Below are 14,801 nucleotides of genomic sequence, written 5' to 3'. Positions count from 1 at the left end.
CGTAGCCCCGCCCGCCGCCCGGAATGCGAGCTTTCAGCCGCCGATCCCACCCACCGGACCGAGGCCGGCGGTTGTCAGCGGATGGAGCGGACTTCGGGATCGATGTCGGAATCGGCGGCCGCGATGGCCTCGGCGAGGAGTTGGTCGAGGTGGTAGGGGTAGACGGTCTCGCCGGAGTGGTCGATCTGGGCGATGTCGGTGGGAGTGCACCATTTGCTGCCGGTGATGGAGCGGCGTTCGATGTAGTCGAGGTTGGCAGGAACCGGGTCGAACGCCTTGGCACGCAGCGCGAAGAACAGTTCCTCCGAGCGGATGAGTTCGCCGTTGAAGGGGAACACCGCCACCCGGCGCCAGAGGGGGCCGCGCAGGGCCGAGGAGTCGGCGGCGTGGCCGGTTTCCTCGTAGAGCTCGCGGATCGCGGCCTCGCGCAGGGTTTCCCCGGGGTTGACGCCGCCGCCGATGGTGAACCAGAACGGGACGTCGGGAACCTTGGGGTCGACGCCCTGCAGCAGCAGGACCCGGTCGTTCTCGTCGACCAGGACCACGCGGGCCGAGGTGCGGACGGTGTCGACGTCGAGGCCGGTGGAGGCGGCGGGGGTGACCCGTTCGGCGATCTCGAAGTAGGTTGGCAGCGGTGCGGTACCGCCGAGGTGCAGCCAGCGGACCAGGCGGCGGGTGCGCAGGGCGAGGGTGTCGCGGACCGCGTCGTTGTGGAAGCGGCGGGCGATGAGGACCCGGGCCTCGGCATCGGCGAGTTCGGCCACCAGCTGGGGTGGCAGCAGCGCGATGTCGACCGCGGACAGGGCGGCGGCGAGCTGGTTTTCGACGGTTTCGCGGTCGCGCCAGTTGGAGCGTTCGGCGCGGTCGGCCAGGGCGGTCAGCCGGCGGGCCTGCTCGACCAGGGATGGATCGTAGAGCCCTGCCAGGGTGGTGGCCACCGAGCGCCCGACCACCGCGCGCCGGGCCAGGGCCGCGTCCAGCGCGTGGCGGGCCTGGTCGGTGCGCACGTGCAGGCGGTCGAGGCGGTTGGCGGTGGTGTAGGCCCAGACCGCGGCGGTGACGACGAGGGCCGCGACGAGGGCGAGGACCAGGATGGTCGTCGCGGAGAAGGTGATCATCCGGCGGTCCTGACGCGCACGTCGCCGACGGTCACGGTCTCGTACACCCGCAGGATCTGCTCGGCCACGACCGGCCAATCATATTCGCCGACAACCTGATTGGCGGTGCGGATGAACTCCTCGCGCCGGGCGTTGTCGGTGAGCATGCCGCTGATCGCCTCGCCCAGCCGCGCCGAGTCCCCGACCGGCACCAGCTGGCCCGCGGTGCCGTCGCGCAGCACCCGGCGGAAGGCGTCCAGATCGCTGGCCACCACGGCGGTCCCGGCGGCCATGGCCTCGACCAGCACGATGCCGAAGCTCTCACCGCCGAGATTGGGGGCGACATAGACGTCGGCACTGCGCATGGCCGAGGCCTTCTCGGCATCCGACACCTGACCGAGGAAGCGCAGGTGTCCCGCGTTCTCCCCCGCCTCGCGGCGCAGCCGGTCCTCGTCACCGCGGCCGACGATCAGCAGCTCGAGCTCCGGATGCCGGCGCACCAGCTCCGGCAGCGCGCCGAGCAGCACCTCCATGCCCTTGCGCGGCTCGTCGAACCGGCCCAGGAACAGCACCGACTTCCCCGCGCGCGGATACCCGGCCAGCAGCGGCGCGTGCGCGAACGCGGGCACGTCGACGCCGTTCGGGATCTCGACCGCGTCCCCGCCGAGCGCCTCCACCTGCCAGCGCCGCGCCAGCTCGCTCACCGCGATCCGGCCGCTGATCTTCTCGTGGTACGGCCGCAGCACACCCTGAAAGGTGCTCAGCACCAGCGACTTCGTGGTCGAGGTGTGGAAGGTGGCCACGATCGGCCCCTCCGCGATCTTCAGCGCCAGCATGGACAGGCTGGGTGCGTTGGGTTCGTGGATGTGCAGGACGTCGAAGTCGTTCTCGGCGATCCAGCGGCGGATCCGGGTATAGGCGGTGGGCCCGAAGGACAGTCGCGCCACCGAGCCGTTGTAGGGGATGGCCACGGCCTTGCCCGCCGACACCACGAAATCGGGCAGCGGCGTGTCGTCGGCGGCGGGCGCGAGCACGCTCACCTTGTGGCCGCGCTCGATGAGCACCTGCGCCAGCTCCACGACATGGGCTTGCACCCCGCCCGGCACATCGAACGAATACGGGCAGACCATGCCGATTCTCATAGCGCCCCTGTTCCCTGCGACCCCTGCGCGTCATAGCCCAGCGCCTGTTGCGCAGCGGCGATACGTTCCAGTCTGGCCTGCGACAGGTCGCTTTCCCACAGGGGTTGCAGCATGTGCCAGTCCGCCGGATGGGCGGCGATATTGGCGGCGAACACATCGGCCAGCGCCTGGGTGGCGGGCGCGATGCCCCCGGACAGATCCAGCGCCTCGAAGACCTGCATGCCCCAGCCCTCGCGGCTGTCGGCCCCGGTGGTGAACCAGCAGTGCACGGGCAGCAGCGCGGCGCCGGTGTCGGCGGCCAGTTTGGCCGCGCCGGCGGGCAGCCAGGTGCGTTCACCGAACATGGTGACCGGCACCCCCTTGCCGGTGAGGTCGCGTTCCCCCATCAGGCAGACCACCTTGTTGTCCCGCAGGCGATCGGCCAGCTGCGGGAACGGCGGCTGCTCGCCGCCGGTCAGCGGGAACACCTCGAAGCCCAGGCTCTCCCGGTACTCGACGAACCGCTCGAACAGCGACTCCGGCTTCAAACGCTCTGTGACCGTGGAGAGCTGGCCGTAGTTCTGCACCAGCCAGACCCCGGCCATATCCCAGTTGCCCGAGTGCGGCAGCACCAGCAGCACGCCCTTGCCCCGGGCCAGCGCCGCGTCCAGGTGTTCGACACCGTCCACGTGCAGCTGTCCGAGCGCGGCGTGGTCCATCGACGGCAGCCGGAACGCCTCGCGCCAGTAGCGGGCATAGGACCGCATACTCGCCGCGATCAGGCTGTCCGGCACCGCCTCCGGTGTCGTGCCCAGCACGCGGGCGAGGTTGCGGCGCAGCTGGTTCGGGTGCCCGCGGTGCGCCTTCCGGTTCGATCGCCGGGCGGCGGCGTTCGCGCCCGCGTCGAAGCCCTTGCGCGCCATGCCCTCCGGCAGGCTGCGGACAAGCCGCCACCCGGCCGCGTACGCCTTGTCGGTCATCGCGGACGTGAAATCGGTTGTCACCGCTGCGGTTCCTCCGGAGCCTTCGCCGTGGGGGCGATGATGTCGCGGGCGCCGGGGGAATTGCGCACCGCCAGCACCCGCTGGAAGACGGTGATGATGCTGAGCACGGCCAGCGCGTACATGGCCGCGTACACCGCGTACGACAGCCAGGTGATGCCGAAATAGCCGCCGATACCGGTGAATCCGGCGCCGACCAGCACGATGACCAGCCGGTCGGGCCGCTCGATCAGGCCGCCGTCGGCAGACAGCCCGCTGGCCTCCGCCCGCGCCTTCGCGTACGAGATGACCTGCGAGGTCACCAGCACCACCAGGGTCGCCACGAACAGATGCTTGGAGTTCGCGTGGTACACCGACCACCAGGCCAGCCCCGCGAAGATGGCGCCGTCGGCCACGCGGTCACACGTGGCGTCCAGCACCGCACCGTATTTCGTGCCGCCGCCCCGGGCGCGGGCCATGGCCCCGTCCAGCATGTCGAACATGACGAACAACCAGATCACCATGGTTCCCCAGAACAGGTGATCGGTCGGGAACAGGGTCACCGCCGCGACGATCGAGGCGGTGGTGCCGATGAGCGTCATCGCATCGGGCGTGAGCCCCGTGCTCACCAGCGCTTTGCCCAGGGGCGCAGTCGCTTTGGCGAACGTCTCGCGACCGAAGAAGCTCAGCACGCTATCCCGCGTCCTTCCATGCGTCGGCTTCCTTCCACGCCTGTGCCAGCAGCGCCCGGGTTTCCCGGAGCAGCTGCGGCATCACCTTCACTCCGCCGACGACGGTAATGAAGTTCGCGTCCCCACTCCAGCGCGGCACGATATGTTGATGCAGGTGATCGGCGAGTGAACCACCGGCAACGCCACCGAGATTCAGGCCGACATTGAAGCCCTCGGGCCGCGACACCTGCTTCATCACCCGGATCGCCTGCTGGGTGAACGCCATCAGCTCGGCGCTCTCCTCGGTGGTCAGGTCCTCGAGGTTGGCGACCCGGCGATAGGGCACCACCATCATGTGGCCCGGGTTGTACGGATACAGGTTCAGCACCGCGTACACCCATTCACCACGCGCGACGATCAGGCCGTCCTCGTCCGACATCTCCGGAATGTCGGTGAAGGGGTGCCCGGTCTTCTTGGCCGCGTCGATCTTCTGATCCTCGGCCTCGCCGGTGATGTAGGACATCCGGTACGGGGTCCACAACCGCTGCAGGCGGTCCGGATCCCCGGCACCGGTATCCACGATCTGCTCGGACACGGGGGCAATCCATTCACTCATCGATCCGCCTTGCGGATTTCGAAGCCCTCCGCGGTCGGCGACTCGTTCTCGCGGCGCCCGATCCAGTCCACGATGGTGGCCACCGCGTCGGCCACGGGCACGCCGTTGACCTGGGTGCCGTCGCGGAAGCGGAAGCTGACCGCGCCGCTCTCCACATCGCGCGCGCCGGCCAGCAGCATGAACGGCACCTTCTGCGCGGTCTGGTTGAAGATCTTCTTCTGCATGCGGTCGTCGCTGCGGTCGACCTCGGCGCGAATGCCGTTGTCCCGCAGGCGTTCGATCACGCCGTCCAGGTGCTCGACGAAGGTCTCGGCGACCGGGATGCCGACCACCTGCACCGGCGCCAGCCAGGCCGGGAACGCGCCCGCGTAGTGCTCGGTGAGCACGCCGAAGAAGCGTTCGATGGAGCCGAAGAGCGCGCGGTGGATCATGACCGGGCGGTGCTTGCCGCCGTCGGAGCCGGTGTACTCCAGCTCGAAACGCTCGGGCAGGTTGAAGTCCAGCTGGATGGTGGACATCTGCCAGGTACGGCCGAGCGCGTCCTTGGCCTGGACCGAGATCTTCGGGCCGTAGAAGGCGGCCCCGCCCGGATCCGGCACCAGCTCCAGACCGGAGTCGGTGGCCACCTTGCGCAGGGTCTCGGTGGCCTCCTCCCACAGCTCGTCGGAGCCCACGAACTTCTGCGGGTCCTTGGTGGACAGCTCCAGGTAGAAGTCGTCGAGGCCGTAGTCGCGCAGTAGCGAGAGCACGAACTGCAGGGTGTTGGTCAGCTCCGCGTGCATCTGCTCCTTGGTGCAGTAGATGTGCGCGTCGTCCTGGGTCATGCCGCGCACCCGGGTCAGGCCGTGCACGACACCCGACTTCTCGTAGCGGTAGACCGAGCCGAATTCGAACATGCGCAACGGCAGTTCACGGTAGGAGCGCCCGCGCGACCGGAAGATCAGGTTGTGCATCGGGCAGTTCATCGGCTTGACGTAGTAGTCCTGGCCGGGCTTGCGCACCGAGCCGTCCTCGTTGAGTTCGGCATCGAGGTGCATGGCCGGGAACATGCCGTCGCGGTACCAGTCCAGGTGGCCGGAGACCTCGAAGAGATGGCCCTTGGTGATGTGCGGGGTGTTGACGAACTCGTAGCCGGCGGCGATGTGGCGGCGGCGCGAGTAGTCCTCGAGCTCCTTGCGGATGATGCCGCCCTTGGGGTGGAACACCGGCAGACCGGAACCGAGCTCGTCGGGGAAGGAGAACAGGTCGAGTTCCAGGCCGAGCTTGCGGTGGTCGCGCTTCTCGGCCTCCTCGAGCAAGCGCAGATGCTCGTCCAGCGCCTCGCTGGATTCCCAGGCGGTGCCGTAGATGCGCTGCAGGTCCTCGCGGGACTGGTCACCACGCCAGTAGGCGGCCGAGGAGCGGGTCAGCTTGAAGGCCGGAATGTACTTGGTGGTCGGGATGTGCGGGCCCCGGCACAGGTCGCCCCACAGCTTCTCGCCGGTGCGCGGGTCCAGGTTGTCGTAGATGGTCAGCTCTTTACCGCCGACCTCCATGACCTCCGGATCGTCGATGCCCGACTTGTCGGAGATGAGCTCGAGCTTGAACGGCTCCTTGGCCAGCTCGACGCGGGCCTCGTCGACCTCGACCACCCGGCGCGAAAACCGCTGCGCGCCTTTGATGATCTTCTTCATCCGGGACTCCAGCTTGGCCAGATCCTCGGGGGTGAAGGGGCGGTCGACCTGGAAGTCGTAGTAGAAGCCGTCCTTGATGAACGGGCCGATGCCCAGCTTGGCCTCGGGGAACTCCTGCTGCACCGCCTGGGCCAGCACGTGCGCGGCCGAGTGCCGGATCACATTGCGGCCGTCCGGGGAATCGGCGGTGACGACCTCGACCTCGGTGTCGAGTTCGGGCACCCAGGACAGGTCCTTGAGCGCGCCCTCGGCATCACGCACCACGATGACCGCGGCCGGGCCCTTGCTCGGCAGGTCCGCCTCGCGCACCGCGGCCCCGGCGGTAGTCCCAGCCGTAACCCGGACGCGGGCGACTGGGGTCTGCTGGGGTGAGGTGGTCACGGCTGGACACTCCTTGGCGGTTCACGGCGGGTGGTCGATCCGCCGTACAGGTTGGACTGGATGACCGGGCACCCCCTTCGTGAAGGGCAGAGCCCCGGCGGCACCACTCTATCGGCACGGTTGTCACCGCGCGCCGATGGACCGGCCCCGCCGCGTCGCCCGCCACCGCGCGGGTCCCGGCCCCGGCCGATCCCGCCCCGATGACCAGGTGGAACACCCGATCAGCACGAAGAATCGAGGATCCGGCGGCACCTGTGGAACAAGATCGGCCCGAACCGCGGAGTCCAGCGCTCCCGGGCAGGTCGACCGCATGATTCTCCGAGCGACCGCACCGGCACGGCAAGCGAATTCATCGCGGGGCCGAGACCGCCACCCGCGTGCGGCGGCCTCGGACGTGTGCGCTTGTCGTGCGCCGCAGGAGGTTTCGGGCAGCCGGGGGCGGCGGCTGCGGGCGGGCACGGTCGCGCCGACGCGCTCCGCCGGCCGTCAGCCGCGCGCAGCCACCTCGGCGAGCAGGGCTTCGCGTTCGGGGGCGGGGCGTTTGGGGCAGCTGGTGCACATCTCGCAGCCCGGCACCTCGAAGACCAGGCAGCAGGAGATGCGGCGGACGAAGGTGCGGCCGCCGACGTCCTGGAATCGTGGCACCGGCAGCCGGCCCGCGACATCGCGGGCCAGGCGGGCACCGGCGTCCTCGGCCCCGATGTCCAGGGCGCGGTTGCCGATGGCGTCGGCCACGATCGCCCACAGCGAGGCCGCACCCGCGCCGGACACCTCGGCCACCACCGGAATCACGCGAGACAGTGTGTGCCGCAACGCATGTCCGACGGACGCCGTCGCACAGCAGCCTCCGGACTCGGCGTTCGCGTCCTCGGCGGGCACCACCGGACCGGCACTCGCGGGGCCCGCGGTCTCCCCGGATCGCGGTGATGGCGCGATCGGAGACCAGGATTCGATGGGCAGCGGACCCGCGCCGACGAGATAGCCGCGCGGTTCCGGCAGCACCCGCTCCACGCCGCCGTCGGGCCGGATCTCCAGGGCGATGTGCTCGAGCGCGGGGTCGAACGCGGGCCGCCCGCTCGCGATGGCCGCGACGATCGGATCCACCAGCGACGAGGCCGCCATGCACCACCACAGCGTCCCCGAGACCCGCGTGTTGGCAGTCCCCCACGAGATCCCCATGTCGGCGATCCGCTCGGCCAGCCACTGTGGTCGTAGTAGGTCGGTGCCCGGCACCAGCGCCTGTGAAACGGGGGGCTGCGCAACCATTTCCATTCGACTCCGATCCGGCCGATCCACGGTGATTACTACCCACGATGTCACGTTTCGCGCCGATGTGGGCCGCTCCCCCGCGACCCCCGGCACACCCGTACGACTCGCGATGCCGCGAGGCGCGCTCAGCGTATGCCGCGCGAGTTCCCCCACCGCGCCGACGCGCCCGGCCGCGAGCATCGCCCGGATCGCCACCCCGGGAAACACGATGGTGCGGGCATTCCCGAACGGGAAGCCCGCACCATCGCAGGGTGGGCGCTATCAGTGGGTGTGGGCCAACGCCGATAGCTCGGGTGCGTCGATTTCCCGGATGCCCGTGGCGGTGACCTCCAGGACTCGGGCGGACCCGATGTCGAAGAACAGGCCGGAAACCTCGAGGCCGCGTTCCAGGATCGCCCGCCGGACCACCGGGTGGGCGCGCAACGTGTCCAGCTGGACGGCCACATTCACGATGGACAGCTGGTCGGCCACCCCGAATCCGGCCCGCGCCGCCGCGGCGGCGACCGGGTCACCGGAGTGGAAGCGATCCAGGCTGGCCCGGCCGTGGACCAGCCAGTTGCCCATGCCGGGTCCGGTGGGCCCGCCCGCGACCAGTGCCTTCATCGCCCCGCACGCGGAGTGACCGCAGACCACGACGTTGTCCACGACCAGATCGTCGACGGCGAAGGCGAGCGCCGCCTCGATGGAACTGTCGCGGCCGCCGGGGACCACCAGGTTGCCGACATTGCGGATGGTGAACATGTCACCGGGCCCGCTGTTGGTGATCATGTTGGGCACGATCCGCGAATCCGCGCAGGTCAGGAAGAGCGAGTGCGGGTTCTGCCCGTCGCGTAGCTCGTCCAGGTGCGGGCGCACCAGGTGGGCGTTGCGCTGATGGAAGGCGGCCACGCCCTGGGTGATCGGGTTGCCGTCGTCCTCGCGCCAGGGGCGCAGCACATCGTCGAGCAGGGTGCGGGCGCGCCCGCGCACCGGCGGGCCCGTCAGGGCGTGCGCCATGCGGGCGGTGCCGAGTTCCACGAATTCGACTGTGCCGCCGGTGCTCTCGTGCTGGCTGGCCCAGTCGTGGATGGCCTCGTAGGCGGCGTGGTCGAGGAAGTCGACGCTCATCTCGACCAGCACGTCGGTCCCGCCGGGCACCTTGGCCAGTTCCGAGGACAGTTTCGGCAGGGCCAGGAATGTACAGGTGCCGTCGATGCTGACCAGCCAGCGATCGGTGCCGGCCACCTCGCCGGCGGTCACCGAGACGCGCACGACCCGCCACAGCAGCAGGCCGAAGGCCAGCGCCAGGCCGATGATGACGCCCTCGAGCAGGTTCAGGAACACCACGCCGAACACGGTCACCAGGTACACCAGCAGGTCGCCGGTGCGCCGGGCCAGCTTGATGTGGGCGAGCTTGACCAGCTGGATACCGACCACGATGAGCAGACCGGCCAGGGCCGATTTGGGAATCTGCTGCACCAGGCCGACCAGCGCCACCGAGAACACCAGGATCCAGAGGCCGTGCAGGAAGGCCGAGGCGCGCGAGCGGGCGCCGGCCTGCACATTGGTGGCGCTGCGCACGATGACGCCGGTGACGGGCAGGCCGCCGAGGCCGCCGGAGATCACATTGGCCGCGCCCTGACCGATCAGCTCGCGGTCGAAGTTGGTGCGCTCGCCGGTGTGCATCTTGTCCACGGCGACCGCCGACAGCAGGCTCTCCACGCTGGCGATCAGGGCGATGGTCAGTGCCGCGAGCACCACCTCACCCCACTCACCGGAGGGCAGGTCGGGCAGGCCGATGGCGTCGAACAGCGAGCCGCTCAACACGATTCGCTCCGGATTACCGGGCAGCACCAAGGACAGCACGGTGCCGGCGACCACGGCGATCAGGGGGCCGGGCAGCACTTTCAGTTTGCCCGGCACGTACTTCCAGCTGAGCATGATGGCGATGACCACCAGGCCGACGACGAAGTCGTCGCCGTGCAGGTTGAGCAGCTGGTTCGGCAGTTCCTTCAGGTTCTCCCACGCGGAGCTCTGCGAGGTGCCGCCGAGCAGCACATGGAATTGCTGCAGCGCGATGGTGACACCGATACCGGCGAGCATGGCGTGCACCACGACCGGCGCGATGGCCAGCGCGGCGCGGGCAATGCGGCTGAGCCCGAACAGGATTTGCAGCACACCGGCCAGCGCGGTGATGAAACAGGCTGTCCTCCAGCCGAATTCGTTGATGGTGGTGGCGATCACCACGGTCAGGCCGGCCGCGGGCCCGCTGACCTGCAGCGGCGAACCGCCGAGCAGGCCGACCACGAGGCCGCCGACCACGGCGGCGATGAGTCCGGCGGCGATGGGCGCGCCGGAGGCGACCGCAATGCCGAGCGAGAGCGGCAGTGCGACGAGAAAGACGACAAGGGATGCAGGAAGATCATGACGCAGCAGGCTGTCGAGCCGGCCGCCGGTCCTACCTGGCGGTGAATCGGTGTCGCGAGACATTTCGCTCCTCAGCGAGCATGTACAGGGGGCATCGAATAAAGGCTGCGGACAGCTCTGGCCGCAGACTCACCGGACGAGCAGAGCCAAGATTAAAGGTAAAGACTTAGCAAAATCTGAGAAAGAAGGCCCCCAATGCACAGGGGGTGTGAACCCCGTCGGGCCCACACCCCTTCCTTCCCCGGCCGTCACGCGGGTTGGGCCACCCGCCCGACGTCATCGATCTCGGCGATCCCGTCCACGGTGACCTCCACCACGCGCGCGGTGGCGATATCGAAGAACAGGCCCGAGAGCACCACGCCGCGCTCCTGCACGCCGCGGCGAACCACCGGATGCGCGTACAGCGTTTCCAGCTGCACCGCCACGTTCACCATGCCGAGTTGATCGACCGGACCGAATCCGGCCGCCGCGGCGGCCACCGCGACCGGATGGCCGAGCCGGAAGCGCTCGAGGCTGGGCCGGGCATGCGCGAGCCAGTCGTCGAGCTGGGAGCCGGTGACGAGCTCGCTGTGCAGCGCGCCCATGGCGCCGCACCCGGAGTGCCCGCACACCACCACCGAGCGGACATCCAGCTTGTCGAGGGCGTAGATGAGCGCGGCCTCCATCGACGAGTCCTGGGCGCCACGCGGAATCAGGTTGCCCACATTGCGCACCGTGAACAGGTCGCCCGGACCGCTGTTGGTGATCACGTTCGGCACGATGCGGGAGTCGGCACACGTGACGAAAAGTGAGTCCGGTTCCTGACCGTCGCGCAGCACCCCGAGGTGCGGGCGCACGACGTGCGCGTGGCTGCGGTGATAGGCCGCCACGCCGGCGACGATCGGGTCCACGTCGGTGGCGGTGCGCCGCCAGGGTCCGAGGACCTCGTTCAGCAGATGCCGGGAGTGCCCGCGGGCGGGCGGCCCGTCGGCGACATCGGCCATGCGCACCGCGCCGACCTCCACGAATTCGACTGTGCCGCCTGCACTCCGGTGCTGGTCCACCCAGTCCTGCACCGCGTCGTAGGCGGCGTGGTCCATGAAGTCGACGGTCATCTCGACCACCACCTCGGCGCTGCCGGGCACCTTGGCGAGTTCGGCGGTGAGCTTGGGCAGCGCCAGGAAGGTGAAGCTGCCGTCGACGGTGACCCGCCAGCGCCGTGCGTCCACCTCCTCGGCCGACACCGACACCCGCACCACCCGCCACAGCAGCAGGCCGAAGGCCAGTGCGAGCCCGACCAGCATGCCCAGCAACAGATTCCAGAACACCACCACGAAGGCGGTGGCGGCGTACACCACCAGGTCGCCGGTGCGCCGGGCGTGCCGGATGTGGGCAAGTTTGATCAGCTGGATGCCGACCACGATGAGCAGTCCGGCCAGCGCCGCCTTGGGAATCGAGCGCACCACGTCGACCAGCGCCACCGAGAAGAGCAGGATCCACAGCCCGTGCAGCATGGTCGAGGCCTTGGTGCGCGCTCCCGCTTTGACATTGGTGATGCTGCGCACGATGACCGCCGCCACCGGCAGGCCGCCGGCCAGTCCGGAGACCATGTTGGCCGCGCCTTGGCCGAGCAGCTCGCGGTCCAGATCCGTTCGGCGCCTGGAGTTCTGGCGCATCCGGTCCACCGCCACGGCCGATAGTAGGGTCTCCACGCTGGCGATGAGCGCGATGGTCACCGCCATCAGCGCCACCGTGGTCCAGCTGCCGTGCGGCACCTGGGGCAGGTGCAGTTCCGCCGGCAGTGAGCCATTGAGCGTGATGCGCTCGACCCGCACCGGCAGCACGCGCGCCAGCAGGGTCGCGACCACCACCGCCACCAGTGGCGCCGGCACCAGGGTGGCCGGTTCGGGCAGCCGCCGCCAGCCGAGCAGGATGGCGATGACGACCAGTCCGATGCACAGGTCACCGGGGTGAACCGAGGCCAGCTGGTGCGGCAGCGCGACGATGGCGTCCGAGGACGAGGTCAGCGAATCGCCGCCCATGAGCACGTGCACCTGTTCGAGCGCGATGACGATGCCGATTCCGGCGAGCATGGCGTGCACCACCACCGGCGCGATGGCCAGCACCCCGCGTGCGATCCGGCTGAGCCCGAACAGCATCTGCAGGCCACCGGCCAGGATGGTGATGAAACAGGTAGCGGCCCAGCCGAATTGGGTGATGGATTCGGCGACCACCACGGTCAGCGAGGCGGTGGGCCCGCTCACCTGGAGGGTCGATCCGCCGAAGAGTCCGGCGACCACGCCGCCCACCACCGCGGCGATGAGTCCGGCGGCGACCGGCGCGCCCACGGCGACGGCGATGCCGATGGACAGCGGCAGGGAGACCAGGAAGACGACGAACGAGGCGGGTAGATCGTGGCGCACCAGGGCGGCGAAACCGGGAAGCGACGTCCGTGGAGGCTGATCGGTGTCGGTGGACATATCTCTCCTTCGCCGGCACGGCCGGGCCGCCCGGTTCATCGGTCAACATGTACTGGCATCGAATCGAGAGGCAGCGGCGGGCGAGGCTGGAGAACCACGACGCTTGGCAGATCGCGGGTAATCGTAAAGACAGTGCAAAAGAAATGAAAAACGTTTGCGACAGTTGAGGCGAACCGCTATCAAACTGTGACACAGCTCACTGCGCCGCGCAAAAGGACCGCCGCGGTCCAAGATGTCACCGGATGTTCACCCGGCGCACCCTGACGAGTCAGAGACGCTGCCTAATCTCTCGCGCCAGATTGCTGTGGAACCCGAAGTGAGACGGGGTCCTTCGGAAAGGGTTCCGCGGAATGTCGCTCCCCCGCCGCGCCGTCATCGCGGCCGTCGCCACCGCGCTCGTAACCACCGGTTGCGGCACGCACGCCGAACCCGCATCCGTTCCCGCCGTGACCAGTTCGTGGACCCCGCCGCCCGGGCTGTCCGGGCAGCTCACCCTGTACTCGGCGAATCCGCAGGACCTCACCGACGACCTGCTGGCCGGGTTCACCCGGATGTCCGGGGTGAAGGTGAACGTGGTCAACGGCGAAACCGGCAAGATCACCGCCATACTCGACAAGGAGGGCCCGCAGCCGCGGGCCGATGTGGTGTACCTGGCGTCCTGGACGCCCGCGGCGGAGTACGACCTGCAGGGCCGCACCCTGCCCTACACCCCGCGCGGCGCGGACCGGGTGCACGACGGCTGGATCGGCAAGGATCACGGCTTCATCGGCCGGGACGGGTCGGCGCTCACCATGGTGATCAACAGCAAGGCGAGCCCGCGCCTGCCCAACGACTGGGCCGATCTGGCCGCACCCGAATTCCGCGGCCGGGTGATCATGCCGGACCCGCGCGAATCCGGCACCGCCCGGGACCTGCTGGCCGCCATGGTCAGTGCGTGGGGCAAGGACCGCACCTGGGCCATGTTCGACGCCCTCTTCGACAATGGCATGGTGGTGCGCGGCGGCAACGGCCCCGCCCTCGACCAGGTGACCGCGGGCGCCTACGCCGTCATCCTCGGCGGCGTCGACTACGCGGCCTACGACGCGGCCGCCAAAGGCGTTCCGCTGCGGGTCATCTCACCGTCCTCGGGCACCGTCATCACCCCGCGGCCGGTCTTCATCCTGAACACCACCCACAACCCAGCGGCCGCGAAAGCCCTGGTGGACTACATGTTCACCCCCGAGGCCCAGCAGATCACCGCCGCGCACAAGATGATTCCCGCCCGTACCGACGTCCCGGTCGCACCCGGCACCCGCTCCTACGACGAGGTCAAGCAGCTGCCCTTCTCCTGGGATCAGGTGAAGGGCAACGGCACCGGCATCCTGACCGAATTCACGCAGCGCTACCTGAGCTGATCCGCCCCGGGTTCAGCCGCGGCCGTGCGCTCGCTCGTAGGCGGCCCGCGCGGCGGCGGCGCGATCGCGTTCGCGCTGGTCGGCCAGGGCCGGATTCAGACCGTGCTTGGTGAGACGGGCCCGGCGGAACACGTACATGAGCGCGGCCGTGAAGTAGATCAGCGGCAGGTACAGCAGCGCCATCATGGCCAGCCCGATCCACAGGGGACCGGGAATGAGCAGGAACAGGCACAGCGGCGGGATGATCGGGATGAGGATGCGCAGCATGTAGCGCCGCGCCGCCCCCGGCCCGGTCAGATCGTCGATCACCCACTGCGACATGGCCGGCGGCAGCGTCCCGCCGCAGATGTAGCGCAGGCGCTGCAGCGGATTCGGGCTGGTCCGGTCGCGCACGGTCAGACTTCCTCGGCCAGGCGGAGTTTCAGGGCGGCGAGTTCGGCGCGCAGGGCATCCGGGAGACGGTTGCCGCCGATGGTGGCATACCACTCATCGATCGATTCGAGCTCGCGCACCCATTCGCGGCGATCGACGGTGAGGGCGGCGTCGATCAGGCCGCGATAGCCATCGCCGAGTCCGTCGAGGTCGAGCGCGGCGGCGGTGGGCACGAAGCCGATCGGGGTGCGCTCGGCCGGAGCGGTGCCGTCCAGGCGCTCCAGGGCCCACTTCAGCACGCGCACGTTGTCGCCGAAGCCGGGCCACAGGAATTTCCCGTCGGCGCTGCGCCGGAACCAGTT

12 protein-coding genes are annotated in these 14,801 nt (G+C 69.4%); 1 reads left to right on the top strand and 11 read right to left on the bottom strand.

Annotated features, from left to right (window positions below; genetic code table 11):
• Window positions 1-74 precede the first annotated feature (74 nt).
• The 9 genes from AB0L60_RS13325 to AB0L60_RS13285 form a co-directional block, all read right to left on the bottom strand.
• On the bottom strand, window positions 75-1,115 hold the full coding sequence (locus AB0L60_RS13325) for an NUDIX domain-containing protein (RefSeq protein WP_364613070.1): 1,041 nt from the start codon (window positions 1,113-1,115) through the stop codon (window positions 75-77).
• Complete coding sequence (locus AB0L60_RS13320) at window positions 1,115-2,239, bottom strand: glycosyltransferase family 4 protein (RefSeq protein WP_364612090.1); 1,125 nt, start codon at window positions 2,237-2,239, stop codon at window positions 1,115-1,117. The genes AB0L60_RS13325 and AB0L60_RS13320 overlap by 1 nt, the downstream gene beginning before the upstream one ends.
• Complete coding sequence (locus AB0L60_RS13315) at window positions 2,236-3,198, bottom strand: phosphatidylinositol mannoside acyltransferase (protein ID WP_364613067.1); 963 nt, start codon at window positions 3,196-3,198, stop codon at window positions 2,236-2,238. The genes AB0L60_RS13320 and AB0L60_RS13315 overlap by 4 nt, the downstream gene beginning before the upstream one ends.
• 20 nt (window positions 3,199-3,218) lie before the next feature.
• Window positions 3,219-3,890, bottom strand: coding sequence for a phosphatidylinositol phosphate synthase (gene pgsA, locus AB0L60_RS13310; protein ID WP_354837122.1), 672 nt, complete (start codon window positions 3,888-3,890; stop codon window positions 3,219-3,221).
• 1 nt (window position 3,891) lies between these two features.
• Window positions 3,892-4,485: an HIT domain-containing protein gene (locus tag AB0L60_RS13305; protein ID WP_364612086.1), complete on the bottom strand. Its 594-nt coding sequence runs from the start codon at window positions 4,483-4,485 to the stop codon at window positions 3,892-3,894.
• Entirely contained in the window at window positions 4,482-6,539 is a 2,058-nt protein-coding gene (gene thrS / locus AB0L60_RS13300; RefSeq protein ID WP_364612083.1) for a threonine--tRNA ligase, read from the bottom strand. The genes AB0L60_RS13305 and thrS overlap by 4 nt, the downstream gene beginning before the upstream one ends.
• Window positions 6,540-7,025: 486 nt before the next feature.
• On the bottom strand, window positions 7,026-7,805 hold the full coding sequence (locus AB0L60_RS13295; RefSeq protein ID WP_364612080.1) for a (2Fe-2S)-binding protein: 780 nt from the start codon (window positions 7,803-7,805) through the stop codon (window positions 7,026-7,028).
• Window positions 7,806-8,069: 264 nt separating this feature from the next.
• Window positions 8,070-10,277 carry a bifunctional SulP family inorganic anion transporter/carbonic anhydrase gene (locus AB0L60_RS13290; protein WP_364612077.1) on the bottom strand — a complete coding sequence of 736 codons (2,208 nt, stop codon included), beginning with the start codon at window positions 10,275-10,277 and terminating at the stop codon, window positions 8,070-8,072.
• Between the two features lie 185 nt (window positions 10,278-10,462).
• Window positions 10,463-12,673 (bottom strand): SulP family inorganic anion transporter, encoded by a 2,211-nt coding sequence (locus AB0L60_RS13285; protein WP_364612074.1) that lies wholly within the window; start codon window positions 12,671-12,673, stop codon window positions 10,463-10,465.
• 350 nt (window positions 12,674-13,023) lie between these two features.
• On the opposite strand from AB0L60_RS13285, the gene AB0L60_RS13280 reads away from it, so the two are divergent.
• Complete coding sequence (locus AB0L60_RS13280) at window positions 13,024-14,067, top strand: extracellular solute-binding protein (protein WP_364612071.1); 1,044 nt, start codon at window positions 13,024-13,026, stop codon at window positions 14,065-14,067.
• A gap of 12 nt (window positions 14,068-14,079) precedes the next feature.
• Here the strand turns inward: AB0L60_RS13280 and AB0L60_RS13275 are convergent, their stop codons facing one another.
• Both AB0L60_RS13275 and AB0L60_RS13270 read right to left on the bottom strand, forming a co-directional pair.
• Window positions 14,080-14,460, bottom strand: coding sequence for a DUF5313 family protein (locus AB0L60_RS13275; RefSeq protein WP_364612068.1), 381 nt, complete (start codon window positions 14,458-14,460; stop codon window positions 14,080-14,082).
• A 2-nt stretch (window positions 14,461-14,462) separates the two neighbouring features.
• The coding region (locus AB0L60_RS13270; protein WP_364612065.1) for a phosphoenolpyruvate carboxykinase domain-containing protein at window positions 14,463-14,801 on the bottom strand (339 nt) is incomplete at its 5' end.

This window comes from Nocardia sp. NPDC051981 (assembly GCF_040680715.1).
Taxonomy (GTDB): domain Bacteria; phylum Actinomycetota; class Actinomycetes; order Mycobacteriales; family Mycobacteriaceae; genus Nocardia.
The sequence above is the reverse complement of the archived record's forward strand: the minus strand, read 5'-3'. Positions and strand labels throughout refer to the sequence as shown.